Source organism: Methylomagnum ishizawai, from assembly GCF_900155475.1.
Taxonomy (GTDB): Bacteria; Pseudomonadota; Gammaproteobacteria; order Methylococcales; family Methylococcaceae; genus Methylomagnum; species Methylomagnum ishizawai_A.
In genome coordinates this window covers 3,018,101-3,034,045 of sequence record NZ_FXAM01000001.1, presented here as the reverse complement: position 1 = coordinate 3,034,045, position 15,945 = coordinate 3,018,101, and the positions used below count along the sequence as shown (strand labels likewise).

The following is a 15,945-nucleotide window of genomic DNA, read 5'->3' as shown; positions in this document are numbered from 1 at the left end:
ATGACCGAATCCCACACCAGGATATTAGCGGCGATCCAAGCCGAGCTATGGGCCATCACGCCCGAGGCCTTGCACCAGGTTATCGCCATCGCCCAAGGCTTCGGGGAAGCCCCCGAGGCCGTGGCCGCCAAACTGGGGCGGCCACTCGAAAACACCCAGAGCATGACACGGCGCGGTGACGTGGCCGTCCTGCCCATCACCGGGCCGATCTTTCGTTATGCGAACCTGTTTACCCAGGTTTCTGGGGCCACGAGCATTCAAACCCTGGCGACCGACTTCGGCGCGGCCATGGGAGACCCCACCGTCAAGGCCATCGTCTTGGAGGTCGATTCGCCCGGCGGCATGGTGGCGGGCGTTTCCGAATTCGCGGCCATGGTCCGAGATGCCACCAGTGTGAAGCCCGTGATTGGCTACGTCTCGCATATGGCCGCTTCGGCCTGCTACTGGATCACAGCGGCGGCTTCGGAAATCGTCGTCGCCGATACCGCCCTTTTGGGTTCCATCGGCACCGTGACCCGCGCCAACATCCGCAAGGATGACGGTTCGGTCGAAATCGTGTCCAGCCAAAGCCCGGACAAGCGGCTTGATCCCGGCACCGATGCCGGGCGGGCCAAGATGCAGGCGACGGTCGATTCCCTGGCACAGGTGTTTGTCGAGGCGGTGGGCCGCTACCGGGGAGTCTCCACCGATACCGTGCTGTCCGACTTCGGCAAGGGTGGCATATTGGTTGGGGCCGATGCCGTCAAGGCGGGCATGGCCGATAGGGTGGGTTCGCTTGAAGGCATATTGAGGCGGTTCTAGGCCGCTATTGGAATTGTCGGCGGTCATCCATGCCGCCGACATAGGGGGGCGGTCTACCCGGCGTTGGGGACGCCATACGACCGCATCGGAACCCGGCTTAGGCCGGGTTTCTTTTTGCCACCCAGAGCCGCCGCGCAAATACGGGGAAATCCCGTATTTAAAAACCAAGCGTGGCATCGGCACCGGACACCATGGCCCATCCCGGCCATTTATTCCGGTAGACTTGTAAAAAATCTACCGGAAAACATTCGACAATTATCTACCGGAATATTGAAAAATTATGGCGAACACCAAACATCAAGCCGCGTGGCGGGCGAAAGTTCAAAAAAGCCGCGTAGAAATCTACCTAGACCCCGAAGAATTGGCGAAGCTGGACGGTCTGGGCGGCACCAGGGCGGAAGCCATCCGGGGTTTACTGGTAGGCAAGTGCGCTCTACCGGAAAACAAGCGGGAGGCTCTACCGGAAATCCCGGATGCCGTGGCTATGAAATTGCGGGAGGCATTCCCCGGCCCGGATGGGGTGGGTATCGACTGGACGAAGGCGGCGGAAGCGGCGCTTTTGTCCCATCGGCGGCGCGAACAGGAAGCCAAGCGCTTACGGATGAAGCGGGCGGCGGCGAAGATGGGCGGGTAGGTCCGTTCATGTGATTGAAACCTGCGGACCGCTCTAAGTTACCGATACCAGCACAGCACCAGGGCGTGCAGCCTTTCCGATCCGATCCGGCACAACCCCGCCCGTTGTGTTGCCCTGGGGCCACCCGGCGTCATCATCGACCGCCATGTCGCGGACCCGCCCAACCATCAACAAGGAAGGCCGGGATGCGGTGCGCGAGATTTTTAGAAGTGAGGATTTCTCACTGCTAAGGGTACGCAGACAAGGCGCTCCCCACTCCGAGTGGGGAGATTCCCCACCCAAAAAACACGGTGGGGAGGCTGGAAGCCGCGCCAGCCGTGGCTTTCAGCGGTTTTCCCCACTCTCCCCACTCCCACGGACATATAGGACATAGGGTTATGAGTGTATGGTGGGGCATGGATGGCAGGGGGAAGGGCGAATTCCCTTGGAGTTGCAGCCCCTGCAACTCCACGGCTTAGCAAAAAGGTTGCACCACGGTTGCACCGCAGAAATAAAAAAGGGCTGGCCGAAGCCAACCCTTTGATTTTATTGGAGCGGGTGATGGGAATCGAACCCACGCTATCGGCTTGGGAAGCCGAAGTTCTACCATTGAACTACACCCGCGAGGTGTCGAGGGCGGTGATTGTATGTGCGGGCGGCGCGGGAATCAAGCATTCCCGCGCCGCCATCTTTCAGCGCGGGGACGGCGACTCCAAACGCGCCAAGGGTTTGCCCAGGCTATCGAGCAGTTCCAGGCTTCCGCCCCGGATTTCCCAACGCGCGGTCGCGTCCAGCGCCTTGAGGAAGCCCATCTCCCAGCGCGATACCTCGGGATCGGCACAGGCCATGCGGGTGGTGGCGACCTGGCCGAAGCCGAGCCGGTCGCCTTGTAGGGTATAGCCGCCCGTCATGCGGTTGCAGCCAGTGTCGCCCTGGACGCGGTTGCCCTGCGCGACCAAGGTGAAGCCGATGGGCCGGGTGCCGGGAAGGAGTTGGAGGGTTTCGCCGCCGAGTCGGACCAAGGTCCATGATGGACCGACGGGGTCGGCCTGGGCCGCGGGTGGTTTGCCGCCGCCTTGGCAAGCGGCGCAGGCGGAGAGGAGCGTCGCGGCCAAGAAGCCGGCTTTGATGGGAAGGCGCATCGGTTTCCCCGCTGTGTTGGATGGGATCATAGCCTGGGCAGGACGAAGCGCCCCACCCAACCGCCCAGCACCAGGACCACCCCGCCTACGAACATCACGAAAGGATGGTGGACGAACGCCGCCCCCGCTCTAAGGCCGATCACGAAATAAGCGGCCAGCATCGCCAGCCCCAAACCTAACAAACCATTCGCCGTGTGTTTCATTGTCATGGTGGGCTTATCCGGTAGTGTGGAGGGAAACAGTCGTTGAGACCTGGGCTGGACGCAAGGGTTCGCTGACGGGGCGCTGGTTTCCACGCACCGGCGGTCGTTACACCGGTGGGCGTGGCGGGTGCCGGAAGGAAGGTATTGTCCGGGGCCGCCGGTGGAAGGCAAAAAAAACCGCCCCGGATGGAATGGCCGGGACGGCTCAGGAATCAGCAACTACGGAAAGTCTGCTGAGGTAAAAAACAGTGAGGCACGTCGTCTCGCGGAGGGGGCCGATCCCGTTCGCCGCTTCCCGCGGTGGACGCGCAGGCCCATCGAAATCCGGGGAATAGGATAAGCCTTGTGCCGAAAGCGTGGCCTGAGCCGGATCAGGGTGGACCGGCCCTAAATCTGAGCCGGATCAATTTTGGCCGGATACCGCGCCCTCAATGGCCGCAGAAGGCCAAGAGGCCGGGCATATCCAGGATGCGGATCAGTTTGCTCTGCACCTCGACCAGCCCTGTCGCCTCGAATTGACCCAGCAAACGGCTGATGGTTTCCGGGGCCAACCCCAGATAATTGCCGATTTCCTGCCGGGTCATGCTGAACCTGAATTCCAGGGGCGAGAATCCGCGCTGCCGGTAGCGCTCGGAGAGGTGGGCCAGGAAGCTCGCCAGCCGTTCCTCGGCGGAGCGGCGGCTCAGGATCAGGCGCTGCACCCCGAGTTCGAACTGGTTGCCCGAGTGTTGCAGCAAGACTTGCAGCAAACCGGGTATTTCGCGGGTGAGGATATCGATTTGATGGGCGGGTATTTCGCAATAGCTCACGGTTTCGAGGGCGATGGCGGAGCAGGTATGGCGCTGGGTTGAGAAACCATCGAAACCGAGTATATCGCCGGGCAGCAGGAAATCCACCACATACTCGTTGCCCTGGCGGTCCAAACTCACCAGTTTCACGGTGCCGGTTTTGAGGGCCAGGATGCCGTGGTGCCATTCGCCATATTGATAAAGCACCGTGCCTTTGCCCAGGGTGCGGTTGCGCCGGACGATCCGGCTCAGGGAATTAACTTCCTCCTGGGTCAGCCCCTTGGGGATACATAGTTTGCTCAGGTGGCATTCGTCGCAGGTGATTTTGGGCGTGGCACCGGGGCGGAAGGGCGGCTTGGCGGACATCAGGTCGGATGGGATGAAAAGGACAAGGAAAGTATCGCCTAGGATGCGTTGAGTCAAGCCCGCCGGGCCGGGGAGGGGGTTTAGTATGGCGATGAAAAAGGTATTGGGTCGATCATGGGCGGGCCGGGGAGATAACCGTATTATTATCGGTGAGCGGCGGTTCCGGTCCCTGCGGGTGGATTCCGCCGCGCCGTGTCCGGGTCTCTACGCCGTGTGTTCCCGGTAGTGGCGGCCCGCCAGTGCGAACAAACACGCCGTCCCCAGCATCAGCCCGGCGAAGAACCAGAAATAGGCCGCCCCGGCCAGTTTCGAGCTGCCATCCGGGTTGTGGATGAAGAAATTCACCGCCCCGGTGAACAAATTCCCCAGCGCCACCGACATCATGAAGCAAGCCATGACCAAGGATTTCATGGCCTTGGGCGCTTGGGCGTAGGAAAACTCCAGGCAGGTGATGGACACCATCACTTCCGCCGAAGTGAGGATCAGATAATCCAGCAATTGCCAGGCGATGGAGGGCTTGCCGCCCGCGTCGATCCTTTGTTGCAGCCACGCCGCCAGCACGAAGGCCAGCCCGGCCAGGAACATCCCCGCGCCGATCTTGCGCAGAGGCGTCACCCGGACGCGGGTTTCCAGCCAGGGGTAAAGCCCGTAATAGAACGCGGGCGTCAACACCATGATAAGCAAGGGATTGGCCGCTTGTATCTGCGAAGGTAGTACCTCGATCCCCCAAAGTGCTTGCTCCATATTGCGCGCCTGCAACACCCAGGACGATCCCGTCTGGTCGAACAGCGCCCAAAACACCGCCACAAAGGCGTAGATGACGCCCAGATGGCCCAGGTCGCGGAGTCCGGCTCTGTCCAAACTGGCTTTGATGCGCCGCGCCCCGCCCGCCGGGATGTGGGTGAAGCGGTAGCGCCCGGCCCAGAAAATCAGCGTCGCCACCAGCATCAACAGGCCCGGCACCGCGAAGGCCACCTGGGGACCGTGGTGTTGCAACAGCCAGGGCGTCACCAGCATGGAGGCGAACGCGCCCAGGTTGATGGCGAAATAGAACCAGCTATAGATGCGGCCCATCCGGTGGCGGTTGGTGTCGGCGAACTGGTCGCCGAGATGGGCCGAGACGCAGGGCTTGATACCGCCCGCCCCCAGCGCGATCAGGCTTTGCCCGAGCAGCAGCCCGGCGCGGGTGTCGTCCAGGGCCAAGGCCAGATGGCCCAGGCAGTACACCAGGGACAGGGCGATGATGGTGCGGTATTTGCCGAGCCAGCCATCCGCCAGCAAGGCTCCCAACAAGGGTGTGAAATAGGCCGCCGACACGAACAAATGGAACCAGCCCTTGGCCTCGTCCTCGCCCATGGGGGCGGGCTGACCGTCGGTCCCCATCAGGTATTGGGTCATGAACACCACCAGCACCGCCCTCATGCCGTAATAGCTGAAGCGTTCCGCCGCCTCGTTGCCGACGATGTAGGGGATGCCGGGCGGCGGGCCGGGGATGGGCAGGGGTTCGGTGCGGTAGGGTCGGGACATGGGGCGGGTTATCCGAAATAGGGTTGGGAGGGGCGGGGAATCGGCCCGGATAGGGCGGACCGCCGGGTGCGCTGCCGGATTATGCCGAAAAACTGACCGGGATCAAGAAACACTTTTTCCGAGTTCTGTAATGTTTGCACGCGGTCGATGCGACCGCCGGTTAATAACTATTCAAGAACGAGGTAGAGACAATGGAACAGAACCAAGAGAAAGATAATTTCTGGTTATACATTGGCGGCGTGATTATCGCTGTGATGACCGTTTTGATGATGGTGAAAGGTAGCGAGCATGATAAGTATGTCACCGCGCAAAAAGCTATCTCCGAAGATTCCGCCAATTCCGCCTACCGCGCCGTTAACGTGCCTTCCGGGCGCGAATAATCCCAAGGATTAATCCCATTGCCGATCCTGCCAATACTTGGCCTGGGCTTGGCTGAATAAGCCGAATCTAGCACCCGGAGCCAACCGGATATTCCAGTCCGCCGGGGTTCGACCTGGGGCGGTGGATAATCCGAACGGGGCGGGGGAGGGGCCGGATTCCGGCCACCCCCGCCATTCGTGTCTTTCCAGCATTATTTTCCCGCCAGCCAAGCGGCGGCCCCCGCGCCTGCGGCCTGGCCGGTTGCGAGGCTGGCCGTCAATAAATAGCCCCCGGTGGGCGCTTCCCAATCCAGCATTTCCCCCGCGCAGAAAAGACCGGGGCTGGCCTTGAGCATCAGCCGGTGGTCGAGTTCGCCGAAATCCACGCCGCCTGCGCTGCTGATGGCTTCGTCCAAAGGCCGTGGGGCCGTGGGCCGCAGCGGCAGCGCCTTGATGGCGGCGGCGAGCCGGCCGGGATCGGCGAAGGTTTCCTGTGGCAGGATTTCGCGCAGCAGCCCGGCTTTGACGCCACCCAACCCGGTCCGCTGTTTCAGCCAGTTCGCCGTGCTGAGCGAGCCGCGTGGGCGCGAGAGTTCCGCCGTTAGCCGTTCCAGGCTCCGGCCCGGCGCGAGGTCCAGCCACAAGGTCGCCGGGAATCCCGCCGCGAGCGTGTCCCGGATCGCCGCCGACAGGGCGTAGATCAAACCGCCCTCAATGCCGGTGGCGGTGACGATGAATTCGCCCTGGCGGCGCTGTGCCACGCCGTCCGGTCCGGTGTGGGCGGCGACCACCGGCTTGACCGCCGCGCCCTGGTAGCGCCCGCTAAAATATGCGCTCCAAGCCACGTCGAAGCCGCAATTGGCCGGACGCAAGGGCGCGATGTGGAGGCCGCGTTGCGCCAACAGCGGCACCCATGCCCCATCCGAACCCAGCCGCGCCCAACTGCCGCCGCCCAGGGCCAAGATCACGGCTTCGGCCCGCACGGTGCGCGGCCCTTCCGCCGTCGCGAACCGCAAGCCGCCGTCCGGCTCGAAACCTTGCCAGCGGTGGCGCATGTGGAACGCCACGCCGCCCTCGCGCAAGCGCCGCAGCCAAGCCCTTAGCAGCGGCGCGGCCTTCATCCCGACCGGGAACACCCGCCCGGAACTGCCGACGAAGGTTGCGACGCCCAAACCCAGCGCCCAGCGCCGTAAATCCTCCGGGCCGAAGGCAGCGAGCAGAGGTTCGAGTTCGGCCCGGCGCGTGCCGTAGCGCCCGAGGAAATCTTCCCAGGGTTCGGCGTGGGTGAGGTTCAGGCCGCCTTTGCCGGCCAATAGGAATTTGCGGCCCACCGAGGGCATGGCGTCGTAGAGTTCGACGGATACGCCGAGGCCCGCGGCGGTTTCCGCAGCCATGAGCCCGGCGGGACCGCCGCCGACGATGGCGAGGCGGATTTCTGGGAGGGATTTCATCGTGTACCGGATGGGTTGGGGCAGCGGCTATCTTGCCATGGGCGGAGGGTTCGGACCCGGATGGGTGCCGAAGCGGGCGGTTTTAACGCCCCGATCTGTAATATCATGGGCGTAGATTCAGCCCCGGATGCCAAGGAGTCACCATGCTGCGGATTATCGCCCTATTGTCGCTGTGGATCGCGCTGCCCGTCCGGGCCGACGAAGCCCCGGAACTCCTGCCCGATCCCCCCGATCTCCCGCCCCCGGTCCAGAGCGGCCAGCCGATGGAGCCGGATGTCACCGTCATCAGGAAGGAAGGCGGCGAGGTGGTCGAGGAACACCGGATCAACAACCGGCTGTACATGATCAAGGTCAAGCCGGTCATCGGGCCGGCCTATTATCTGCTGGACAAGGACGGCGATGGCAATATGGATGTGCGGCGCAATTTCGAATCCGGCGAGCAGAACCCCAACGTCAACCAATGGGTGTTGTTCAGCTGGTGAAGACTTTGCCCGCCGCGCCAACCCCCTCCAACCCAAGGACCAACGCCCCGTGAATTCAGGCCATGAAACCCGGCTGGACCGACTCGGCCAGGCCGGACAACATCATTTATTGCGCAGCGGCCTCAAGGGGCTGGAGAAGGAAAGCCTCCGCATGTCCCCCGCTGGCAAGCTGGCCCAGACCCCGCATCCAAAAGCGCTGGGTTCGGCCCTGACCCATCCCTCGATCACCACCGATTATTCCGAAGCCCTGATCGAGTTGATCACCCCGCCCAGCCCGGACGCCGCCACGGCCCTCGGCCAGTTGGAAGACCTCCATACCTTCGTCTACCGCCATCTGGGCGATGAATTCCTGCTGGCGAATTCCATGCCCTGCGGTATCGCGGGCGACGACAGCATCCCCATCGCCCGCTATGGCACCTCCAACATCGGCCAGATGAAGCATGTCTACCGGCGCGGGCTGGCCTATCGCTATGGGCGGGCCATGCAGGTCATCGCCGGGCTGCATTTCAATTATTCGGTGGACGAGGATTTGTGGCCCGCGCTGCAAAAGCTGGCAGGGAACACCGATCCTTTGGCCCAGTTCATCGCCGATGGCTATTTCGGCGCGGTGCGCAATGTCCACCGCCATGTGTGGTTGCCGATCTATCTGTTCGGCAGTTCGCCCGCCGTGTCCAAGTCGTTCTTCGCCGGGCGGGAACAGATCGCCGCCGCCTTCCCCGAATTCGATGCGGGGACGCTGTTCCGGCCCTATGCGACCTCGCTGAGGATGAGCGATATCGGCTACCGCAACGACAGCCAGGCCAGCCTGGATATCTCTTTCGACAAGCTCGACGATTACGTCGCCAGCCTCACCGCCGCCATCGGCCAGCCCTATCCCGAATATGAGCGCATCGGCATTAAGGTCGATGGCGAATACCGCCAGCTCAACGCCAATATCCTGCAAATCGAGAACGAATATTACAGTTCGGTCCGGCCCAAGCAGGTAGCGCGTTCCGGCGAGAAACCCACCCTGGCCTTGAAGCGGCGCGGTGTGCGCTATCTGGAACTCCGCTGCATGGATTTGGGTTGGCGCAGCCCGGTCGGCGTCGGCCTGGACGAACTGCGCTTCCTGGAAATCTTCATGCTCTACTGCGTGCTGGCCGACAGCCCGTTCCTGAGCGTGGCGGAAAAGGCCGAGGCGTCCCGCAACAGCCTGGCCGTGGCCTGTTGCGGGCGCACCCCAGGTTTCCGGCTGTTCCGGGCCGGGGCCGAGGTGCCGCTGAAGGATTGGGCCTACGAGATTCTCGGCGGGATGCGGGCGGTGGCGAAGGCGCTGGACGGTCACGATCCCGAGCGGCCCTATGCCCGCTGTCTGGACGCCAAGGAAGCCAGCATCGCCGATCCCGATAAAACCCCTTCGGCCCTGCTGCTGGAGGAAATGAGCGGCAACCGCGAATCCTATGAGGAATACACGCTCAGGTTATCGCGCCGCCACGCCGCCACCTTGCGCGACCGGCCTTTGAGCGCCGAAACCCTCCGGCGTTTCACCCGCGAGGCCGAGGCATCCTGGGAAGAGCAGCGCCGGGTCGAAGCCGCCGACCGGGTGTCGTTCGACGAGTACATCCAAGCTTATTTCGCCCAAGCCGGGGGCTGAGGAGGATAATACCCGCCGAGGCCAACGCCTTCTGGCGGGACGGAATCGCCCTGGGGCGGTGGTCGCGTTTCCGCCTATCTCCAGGAGGTTCCCCATGGCTTACCAGCATATCCGCCTGCCCGCCACCGGCGAGAAAATCAGCGTCCGCGCAGGCCGGATGCACGTCCCCGACCAGCCCATCGTCGGCTATGTCGAAGGCGACGGCATCGGTCCCGATATCACCCGCGCCTCCCTTGAAATCTGGAACGCCGCCGTCGCCAAGGCCTACGGCGGTCGACGCGCCATCCAGTGGTGCGAGGTGTTCCTGGGCGACAAGGCCGCCGCGCTCTACGGCGAACCTTTCCCCGACGAGGCCATCCAGGCGTTCTCCGACCTCACCGTCTCCATCAAGGGACCGCTGACCACGCCCGTGGGCGGCGGGATGCGCTCCATCAATGTCGCCCTGCGCCAAACCCTCGACCTCTACGCCTGCGTCAGGCCGGTGCGGCATTTCCCCGGCGTGCCCTCGCCCTTGCGGCATCCCGAATTGGTGGACGTGGTGATCTTCCGCGAGAACACCGAGGACGTTTACGCCGGGATCGAATATCCGGCGGGTTCGCCCCAGGCGCTCAAGCTGGAAAATTTCCTCCGGCAGGAGCTCGGGGCCAATATCCGCGAAGGCAGCGCCCTCGGGGTCAAGCCCATGAGCGAATTCGGCTGCAAGCGCCTGATCCGCAAGGCCATCCGCCACGCCATCGAACGGGGCCGCAACAGCGTGACCCTGGTCCACAAGGGCAACATCATGAAATACACCGAGGGCGCGTTCCGCAAGTGGGGCTACGAACTGGCCCGCGAGGAATTCGGGGAATTCACGGTGACGGAGGAAGAGGTCGGCAACGGCGCGTCGGCGGAGGGCAGGATCGTCATCAAGGACCGCATCGCCGATATCATGTTCCAGCAAATGCTGCTCCGGCCCGCCGAGTTCGACGTGATCGCCACGCCCAACCTCAACGGCGATTACCTCTCCGACGCGGTGGCGGCGGAAGTGGGCGGGGTGGGCATCGCGCCCGGCGGCAATATCGGCGATTTCATCGCGGTGTTCGAGGCGACCCATGGCTCGGCCCCCAAGTACGCGGGCAAGGATGTCGCTAATCCCGGATCGCTGCTGTTCAGCGGGGTGATGTTGTTGGACTACCTGGGGTGGGGCGAGGCGGCGCGTCTGGTGGAAACGGCCTATGCCCGGACCGTGGCCGACAAGATCGTGACCTACGATTTCGCCCGCCAGATGCAGGGGGCCGACGAGGTGAAGACCAGCGCATTCGCCGCCGCGGTGGTGGCGCGGATGGACTGAGGCGCGAAGAAAAGGCCGCGCCCACCTCCCGGTGGGCGCGGCCTTGGCGCGGTAGGGCCCGCTGGCGCTGCTTACTTCAGTTCGGAGCGCAGCTTGGCCAGGGTCGCGGCGACTTCGGCCAGGATGGGGGCGGCTTCGGCGACCTTGCCCTCGCTGCACAGGTCCTTGCCTTGGCTCAGCTTGGTGATGGTGTCCTGCATCGCCTTGCCGGTGGCGGCGCCGGTCAGTTGCTTGTAGTCCTGCTTGGCGGCTTTGGCGCCGTTCAGGCAGCCGTCCTTGTCACCAGCCTTGGCGCTGTCGGCGGCGGCGGTGGCGTTCTTGACCAGGTCGTCGAAAGCCGCGGCTACGCCGCCGGCGCTTTCGGCGGCGAAGACGCTGCCCGACATGATGCTCGTCAACACGAAAGCGCCCAGTACCTTGGTGAGGTTCTTAATTTTCATCTTCTAGCTTCTCCTCTGGTTATCGCCTTGGATAACCAAGTCGTTGTTTGTTGGTGGCGAAGTTGATGCGCGGAGGGCCGTCGTGGTGGTTGCGTGGGAAATCCCGCGGTACCGCTGTGTGGCTTGGCGTCAACTCACGCCAATATAAAAGACTTCCCGGCGCTTGTCATGCGTTTATACGTGGAATTTGCGGGATTTAGCGTGTATCGGCGTGGGATTTGGCGTGGGAAGGGTGGCGGATCAGGGTTTCGGCGGGCGCGGCACCCGCCGCGCAACGCCGGGGTCAGCGGATGTTCAATACGTTCATGCCCAAACCCCGGGCCGCGTCGGCGAGTTTGCCATCGAGCAAGGCGAGCCGGTAATCCATTTCCGGCAAGGCCCGGCCCACCGCCTCGGCGGCGGCGAGGTGGATGCTGTCGTGGCCGCGCAGGCCGAAGCCCTGGGCCAAATCGCCCGCCCGGCGGATCAGGGCTTCGGAAGCCTGCACGATCCGCAACCGCGCCCAGTCCTCCTCGAAGGTGGAGATCAGGCCGGGCAACGCGGTGGCGGTGATGTATTTTTCGCGCACCGCCTTGGCGAGGCCCGCCCGTATTTCGGCGTAGGCCAGCGAATGGGTGTACATGGCCTGGGCCGAGGCGCTCGCCACATGCATGGCCGGGCTTTCCTGGGCGGCGACATAGAGTTTGAGGAAGGCCGTGGTATCCAGGTAGAGGATCATGGCCGATCCTCAAGCACGAGGTCGGAGAGGGTTTTTTCTCCCGGATTCCAGGGGACGGGAGGGTCGCCCCCGTTGACCTTGCCGTCTTTGACCGGAGGTCTGATCCAGGTTTGGGCGTCCAGGCGGGCGATGGCTTCCCGTTCGAGTTGCTCCAGGGTTTTGGGCAAGGGCATCAACCGCGCCACCGGCAGGCCGTTGTCGGTGATGGTCAGTTCTTCGCCGGCCTGGGCGCGGGCGACATATTCGGCCAGGTGGGCTTGGACTTCGCGGAGGGTGGCTTCCATGGGCTTGGGCCTTGTGTGGTGGAGTACGTTGGATTGTAGGCGGTGGCGGGGTGGTCGGGAAGGGCGGGATTCAGGCGTCGCGCTGGGCTTGGGCGGCGAATTCGGGGTGGTCGGGGAAGGCTTTGGCGAGGCGTTGCCAGAGCGTCCTGGCTTCGGCGCGGAAGGGCTGTGCTTCATTCCTCCGGTCCTGGCTTGCCAGCGCTCGGGCCATGTTGTCCAGGGCAATGGCGAGGTCGCGGATGGTTTGCAGGTTGTCGCCCAGGCGCTGGCGCAAGTCGCGGCGGAGGCCGAGGCTTTCGCGGTAGGCGGTTTCGGCGTCCTCGAAGCGGCCCAGATTTACCGCGACCCGCCCGACATTATCGAGGGAGATGCTCAAATCGCGCAGGGCTTCTGGGGTGTCGCCCAGGCGCTGGCACAAGTCGCGGCGGAGGCCGAGGCTTTCGCGGTAGGCGGTTTCGGCGTCCTCGAAGCGGCCCAGATTTACCGCGACCCGCCCGACATTGTTCAAAGAGATGCTCAAATCGCGCAGGGCTTCTGGGGTGTCGCCCAGGCGCTGGCACAAGTCGCGGCTGAGGCCGAGGCTTTCGCGGTAGGCGGTTTCGGCGTCCTCGAAGCGGCCCAGATTTACCGCGACCCGCCCGACATTATCGAGGGAGATGCTCAAATCGCGCAGGGCTTCTGGGGTGTCGCCCAGGCGCTGGCGCAAGTCGCGGCTGAGGCCGAGGCTTTCGCGGTAGGCGGTTTCGGCGTCCTCGAAGCGGCCCAGATTTACCGCGACCCGCCCGACATTGTTCAAAGAGATGCTCAAATCGCGCAGGGCTTCTGGGGTGTCGCCCAGGCGCTGGCGCAAGTCGCGGCGGAGGCCGAGGCTTTCGCGGTAGGCGGTTTCGGCGTCCTCGAAGCGGCCCAGATTTTCCGCGACCCGCCCGACATTATCGAGGGAGATGCTCAAATCGCGCAGGGCTTCTGGGGTGTCGCCCAGGCGCTGGCGCAAGTCGCGGCTGAGGCCGAGGCTTTCGCGGTAGGCGGTTTCGGCGTCCTCGAAGCGGCCCAGATTTACCGCGACCCGCCCGACATTATCGAGGGAGATGCTCAAATCGCGCAGGGCTTCTGGGGTGTCGCCCAGGCGCTGGCGCAAGTCGCGGCGGAGGCCGAGGCTTTCGCGGTAGGCGGTTTCGGCGTCCTCGAAGCGGCCCAGATTTACCGCGACCCGCCCGACATTATCGAGGGAGATGCTCAAATCGCGCAGGGCTTCTGGGGTGTCGCCCAGGCGCTGGCACAAGTCGCGGCGGAGGCCGAGGCTTTCGCGGTAGGCGGTTTCGGCGTCCTCGAAGCGGCCCAGATTTACCGCGACCCGCCCGACATTGTTCAAAGAGATGCTCAAATCGCGCAGGGCTTCTGGGGTGTCGCCCAGGCGCTGGCACAAGTCGCGGCTGAGGCCGAGGCTTTCGCGGTAGGCGGTTTCGGCGTCCTCGAAGCGGCCCAGATTTACCGCGACCCGCCCGACATTGTTCAAAGAGATGCTCAAATCGCGCAGGGCTTCTGGGGTGTCGCCCAGGCGCTGGCGCAAGTCGCGGCGGAGGCCGAGGCTTTCGCGGTAGGCGGTTTCGGCGTCCTCGAAGCGGCCCAGATTTTCCGCGACCCGCCCGACATTATCGAGGGAGATGCTCAAATCGCGCAGGGCTTCTGGGGTGTCGCCCAGGCGGCGGGCCAAGCCCAGCATGTCGGCGGCGATGCGGCGGGCGGTTTCCAAACGTCGCTCGGCATAGGCCGATTCAAAGGCTGCTGCTCCCGCCAGCCACACATCCCGGCCCTGTGCGCCCTTGGCCCGCAGCCGCTTCCATTCGATCACGGTAGGCAGGCCATGGTCTTCCAACGGCGGTTCCGGCGGGCGCAGGAAGGGTAGCCAAGCGCAAAACTTTTCCCGCAACCGGGCGAGCGGTTTTTTGGGGGGGGTGGGCGGGCGGGCGGCGGATTCGGGCGCGGCGGCGGACAGATGCTCTTCCACCGTGAGTTCCAGGCTGTACTGGCGGATCGACCACAGGTCCGGGGCCAGTTCCCGCAAGCTGGGCCGGTAATCCCCAGGCAATACGACGATGAGCGGACCGCCCAGCTTGCGGCGGATCGGCTCGCGCCGCTCGTTGAGCCGGGCCAAGAGGTAAGCGCGGGCGTCAGGCCAAGCGGGGTTGTGGTCCAGGCTCAGGTCTAGCCAAATGGGCGAGCGGTAGCCACGGTCCTTGGGGTAGCGGGCGATCCAGCCGAGGATTTCCTCGGCAGCGGCTTCGGGTGCGCTGGGAACGATGCGGTCCATGGGGGCGATCTTGAAGCGGAACAGTTCGTCCAGCCGCCGGTAGAATTCATCCGCCAACACCGGCGCCGAGCAGAACAGGAAGAACAAACCGAATCGCTCGCACCAATCGACATGGCGGCGGAAGCTCTCCCAGACTTCCTCGCCGCGTGCTGTCAACGGCTTGGGCGCGGTCATGCGCCGAGTTCGGAACGCAGCAAGGGATGCACGTCGTACCAGTCCTCGCCGTTGCGGTAGTTGTAGACCAGATGGGTGTCGAAGAAGCGGGCGAGGCGGGGCAGTTGGCCGGTATTCGGCAACCGGCACTCTTGATGCTGGGCGATATGCCGCAGCCAGTCCTTATCGTCCTCCGCCAAGGGTAGCATTTCCCGCCGTAGATGATTTTCGGCGTCGATCACGGCGGCCTCGGGCACGGGCAGGGTTTTCCGGGTCAGCGCCTTGATGAGGCAATCCCGCACCAAGCGGAAAAATCCCCGGAAATCGCCCCCGGCGGACAAGGCCAGCCGGTCCACCTGCCCGTCGAGCAGGATTTCCCGATAGCCGGTATGACGCTTCTCCAAAATCTGCCGCATGACGGTCAGGCCCACGGGGTCGGGGCTGCCATTCCGGTCCCGGATATGCACCGAAGGCAGGTTGCACACCGGGTTGCCGCCGAGAATCTGGCCGATGGCCGGCACCAGCGGCGGCAGATAGGGCGGGATGGTATAGACCACATGCAGCAGTGGAATCCTGAGCATGTCGGCATGGGCGGCGAACAGGTTTTCCACGCTCTCGTGGACTTTGTGGGCTTCCGTGCCCACGCCCCGGATTTGCTCCATCGAATCCACCAACAGCACGACTTTCCGGTCCCGGTCGCCATCCCGTTGGCGGATGGATTGCACCGCTTCCGCCGCGAACCCGTGGGCTTGCCGGATCAATTCCACGACGTGGCCGCGCAGATGTTCTTGCAGCCGGGTTTTGAAGCTGGGATCGTCCCGCAGCGCGGCACCGATGCCCACCTTGAATTTGCCGCCCAATAGCTCGGGTTCGGCCAATTCGCCTTCCAGCTTCAAATCCTTGATCTGGACTTCCTGGCTCAAGAACTCGATCAGGCGATCCCAATAACTGCGCCGGGTGCAATCCTGTCCATAGATCGCTTTCAATTCCAAGTTGAACGCCACCATCAGCGAGATCATGAAATCGCTGATTTCCAGGGGTTGGGTCAGGTTCAAATGGTTCTGCATATCGCATAGCAGCACCACGCAGCCCTCGTCGATCAGCTTTTTGCGTAGGCGTCGCAACTCTGTACTTTTGCCGCTGCCCCGTTGCCCGGACAGCAGGTTGACGCTGGCGGCTTCGCTGGTGACGATCCGCGCCCACAGCGACTCGATGGGATCGTAGTCCGAACCTTGCTCCAGGAAAGGCACATAGCGGGGATCGTCGGGTTCCAACGGGAAGTATTCCAACTGGTTGTAGAAGTGTTTGAGATCGGTCTGTTGATCGGGTGTCAGCGTCATGGTT

At 63.8% G+C, this 15,945-nt stretch carries 16 protein-coding genes and 1 tRNA gene; 6 read left to right on the top strand and 11 right to left on the bottom strand.

Annotated elements, in window-relative coordinates; translation table 11 throughout:
• On the top strand, window positions 1-801 hold the full coding sequence (locus B9N93_RS13380; RefSeq protein ID WP_085214447.1) for a S49 family peptidase: 801 nt from the start codon (window positions 1-3) through the stop codon (window positions 799-801).
• A gap of 280 nt (window positions 802-1,081) precedes the next feature.
• The gene (locus B9N93_RS13375) at window positions 1,082-1,435 is read left to right on the top strand and encodes a hypothetical protein (protein WP_085214444.1); all 354 of its coding nucleotides are present in this window, start codon (window positions 1,082-1,084) and stop codon (window positions 1,433-1,435) included.
• Window positions 1,436-1,964: 529 nt separating this feature from the next.
• Here the strand turns inward: B9N93_RS13375 and B9N93_RS13370 are convergent.
• From B9N93_RS13370 to B9N93_RS13350, 5 genes are all read right to left on the bottom strand, one after another.
• Window positions 1,965-2,038 (bottom strand) — tRNA-Gly (locus B9N93_RS13370).
• Between the two features lie 68 nt (window positions 2,039-2,106).
• Window positions 2,107-2,556 carry an META domain-containing protein gene (locus B9N93_RS13365; protein ID WP_176225254.1) on the bottom strand — a complete coding sequence of 150 codons (450 nt, stop codon included), beginning with the start codon at window positions 2,554-2,556 and terminating at the stop codon, window positions 2,107-2,109.
• A 26-nt stretch (window positions 2,557-2,582) separates the two neighbouring features.
• Window positions 2,583-2,765: a hypothetical protein gene (locus B9N93_RS13360; RefSeq protein WP_085214439.1), complete on the bottom strand. Its 183-nt coding sequence runs from the start codon at window positions 2,763-2,765 to the stop codon at window positions 2,583-2,585.
• A 422-nt stretch (window positions 2,766-3,187) separates the two neighbouring features.
• Window positions 3,188-3,913: a helix-turn-helix domain-containing protein gene (locus B9N93_RS13355; RefSeq protein ID WP_085214437.1), complete on the bottom strand. Its 726-nt coding sequence runs from the start codon at window positions 3,911-3,913 to the stop codon at window positions 3,188-3,190.
• A 204-nt stretch (window positions 3,914-4,117) separates the two neighbouring features.
• Window positions 4,118-5,440, bottom strand: coding sequence for a POT family MFS transporter (locus B9N93_RS13350; protein WP_085214435.1), 1,323 nt, complete (start codon window positions 5,438-5,440; stop codon window positions 4,118-4,120).
• A gap of 191 nt (window positions 5,441-5,631) precedes the next feature.
• Between B9N93_RS13350 and B9N93_RS13345 the strand changes: the two genes are divergently transcribed.
• A complete protein-coding gene (locus tag B9N93_RS13345) occupies window positions 5,632-5,820 on the top strand; it encodes a hypothetical protein (protein ID WP_085214433.1) in 189 nt (62 codons plus the stop codon).
• 191 nt (window positions 5,821-6,011) lie between these two features.
• On the opposite strand, the gene B9N93_RS13340 is transcribed toward B9N93_RS13345, so the two are convergent.
• The gene (locus B9N93_RS13340; RefSeq protein ID WP_085214431.1) at window positions 6,012-7,250 is read right to left on the bottom strand and encodes a BaiN/RdsA family NAD(P)/FAD-dependent oxidoreductase; all 1,239 of its coding nucleotides are present in this window, start codon (window positions 7,248-7,250) and stop codon (window positions 6,012-6,014) included.
• A 143-nt stretch (window positions 7,251-7,393) separates the two neighbouring features.
• Here B9N93_RS13340 and B9N93_RS13335 point away from each other — a divergent pair, with 143 nt between their 5' ends.
• From B9N93_RS13335 to icd, 3 genes are all read left to right on the top strand, one after another.
• A complete protein-coding gene (locus B9N93_RS13335; protein ID WP_085214429.1) occupies window positions 7,394-7,732 on the top strand; it encodes a DUF2782 domain-containing protein in 339 nt (112 codons plus the stop codon).
• 49 nt (window positions 7,733-7,781) lie between these two features.
• Window positions 7,782-9,365, top strand: a complete 1,584-nt coding sequence (gshA, locus tag B9N93_RS13330) for a glutamate--cysteine ligase (RefSeq protein WP_254899392.1) — start codon at window positions 7,782-7,784, stop codon at window positions 9,363-9,365.
• A gap of 94 nt (window positions 9,366-9,459) precedes the next feature.
• Entirely contained in the window at window positions 9,460-10,695 is a 1,236-nt protein-coding gene (icd, locus tag B9N93_RS13325; RefSeq protein WP_085214425.1) for an isocitrate dehydrogenase (NADP(+)), read from the top strand.
• A 71-nt stretch (window positions 10,696-10,766) separates the two neighbouring features.
• On the opposite strand, the gene B9N93_RS13320 is transcribed toward icd, so the two are convergent.
• The 5 genes from B9N93_RS13320 to B9N93_RS13300 all read right to left on the bottom strand — a co-directional run bounded on the left by B9N93_RS13320 (window position 10,767) and on the right by B9N93_RS13300 (window position 15,941).
• Complete coding sequence (locus tag B9N93_RS13320; protein WP_085214423.1) at window positions 10,767-11,135, bottom strand: hypothetical protein; 369 nt, start codon at window positions 11,133-11,135, stop codon at window positions 10,767-10,769.
• Window positions 11,136-11,418: 283 nt separating this feature from the next.
• Entirely contained in the window at window positions 11,419-11,853 is a 435-nt protein-coding gene (locus B9N93_RS13315) for a type II toxin-antitoxin system VapC family toxin (RefSeq protein WP_085214421.1), read from the bottom strand.
• Entirely contained in the window at window positions 11,850-12,137 is a 288-nt protein-coding gene (locus B9N93_RS25505) for a type II toxin-antitoxin system Phd/YefM family antitoxin (RefSeq protein WP_176225253.1), read from the bottom strand. The genes B9N93_RS13315 and B9N93_RS25505 overlap by 4 nt, the downstream gene beginning before the upstream one ends.
• A gap of 70 nt (window positions 12,138-12,207) precedes the next feature.
• A complete protein-coding gene (locus B9N93_RS13305; RefSeq protein WP_085214416.1) occupies window positions 12,208-14,622 on the bottom strand; it encodes a tetratricopeptide repeat protein in 2,415 nt (804 codons plus the stop codon).
• Window positions 14,619-15,941, bottom strand: coding sequence for a P-loop NTPase family protein (locus tag B9N93_RS13300; protein WP_085214415.1), 1,323 nt, complete (start codon window positions 15,939-15,941; stop codon window positions 14,619-14,621). The genes B9N93_RS13305 and B9N93_RS13300 overlap by 4 nt, the downstream gene beginning before the upstream one ends.
• Between the last annotated feature and the right edge of the window lie 4 nt (window positions 15,942-15,945).

Excerpts from the sequence above, each read along its gene's own strand:
- B9N93_RS13380 (WP_085214447.1), top strand. The coding sequence starts at position 1 with ATGACCGAATCCCACACCAGGATATTAGCGGCGATCCAAGCCGAGCTA.
- B9N93_RS13375 (WP_085214444.1), top strand. The coding sequence starts at position 1,082 with ATGGCGAACACCAAACATCAAGCCGCGTGGCGGGCGAAAGTTCAAAAA.
- B9N93_RS13365 (WP_176225254.1), bottom strand. The coding sequence starts at position 2,556 with ATGCGCCTTCCCATCAAAGCCGGCTTCTTGGCCGCGACGCTCCTCTCC.
- B9N93_RS13360 (WP_085214439.1), bottom strand. The coding sequence starts at position 2,765 with ATGACAATGAAACACACGGCGAATGGTTTGTTAGGTTTGGGGCTGGCG.
- B9N93_RS13355 (WP_085214437.1), bottom strand. The coding sequence starts at position 3,913 with ATGTCCGCCAAGCCGCCCTTCCGCCCCGGTGCCACGCCCAAAATCACC.
- B9N93_RS13350 (WP_085214435.1), bottom strand. The coding sequence starts at position 5,440 with ATGTCCCGACCCTACCGCACCGAACCCCTGCCCATCCCCGGCCCGCCG.
- B9N93_RS13345 (WP_085214433.1), top strand. The coding sequence starts at position 5,632 with ATGGAACAGAACCAAGAGAAAGATAATTTCTGGTTATACATTGGCGGC.
- B9N93_RS13340 (WP_085214431.1), bottom strand. The coding sequence starts at position 7,250 with ATGAAATCCCTCCCAGAAATCCGCCTCGCCATCGTCGGCGGCGGTCCC.
- B9N93_RS13335 (WP_085214429.1), top strand. The coding sequence starts at position 7,394 with ATGCTGCGGATTATCGCCCTATTGTCGCTGTGGATCGCGCTGCCCGTC.
- icd (WP_085214425.1), top strand. The coding sequence starts at position 9,460 with ATGGCTTACCAGCATATCCGCCTGCCCGCCACCGGCGAGAAAATCAGC.
- B9N93_RS13320 (WP_085214423.1), bottom strand. The coding sequence starts at position 11,135 with ATGAAAATTAAGAACCTCACCAAGGTACTGGGCGCTTTCGTGTTGACG.
- B9N93_RS13315 (WP_085214421.1), bottom strand. The coding sequence starts at position 11,853 with ATGATCCTCTACCTGGATACCACGGCCTTCCTCAAACTCTATGTCGCC.
- B9N93_RS25505 (WP_176225253.1), bottom strand. The coding sequence starts at position 12,137 with ATGGAAGCCACCCTCCGCGAAGTCCAAGCCCACCTGGCCGAATATGTC.
- B9N93_RS13305 (WP_085214416.1), bottom strand. The coding sequence starts at position 14,622 with ATGACCGCGCCCAAGCCGTTGACAGCACGCGGCGAGGAAGTCTGGGAG.
- B9N93_RS13300 (WP_085214415.1), bottom strand. The coding sequence starts at position 15,941 with ATGACGCTGACACCCGATCAACAGACCGATCTCAAACACTTCTACAAC.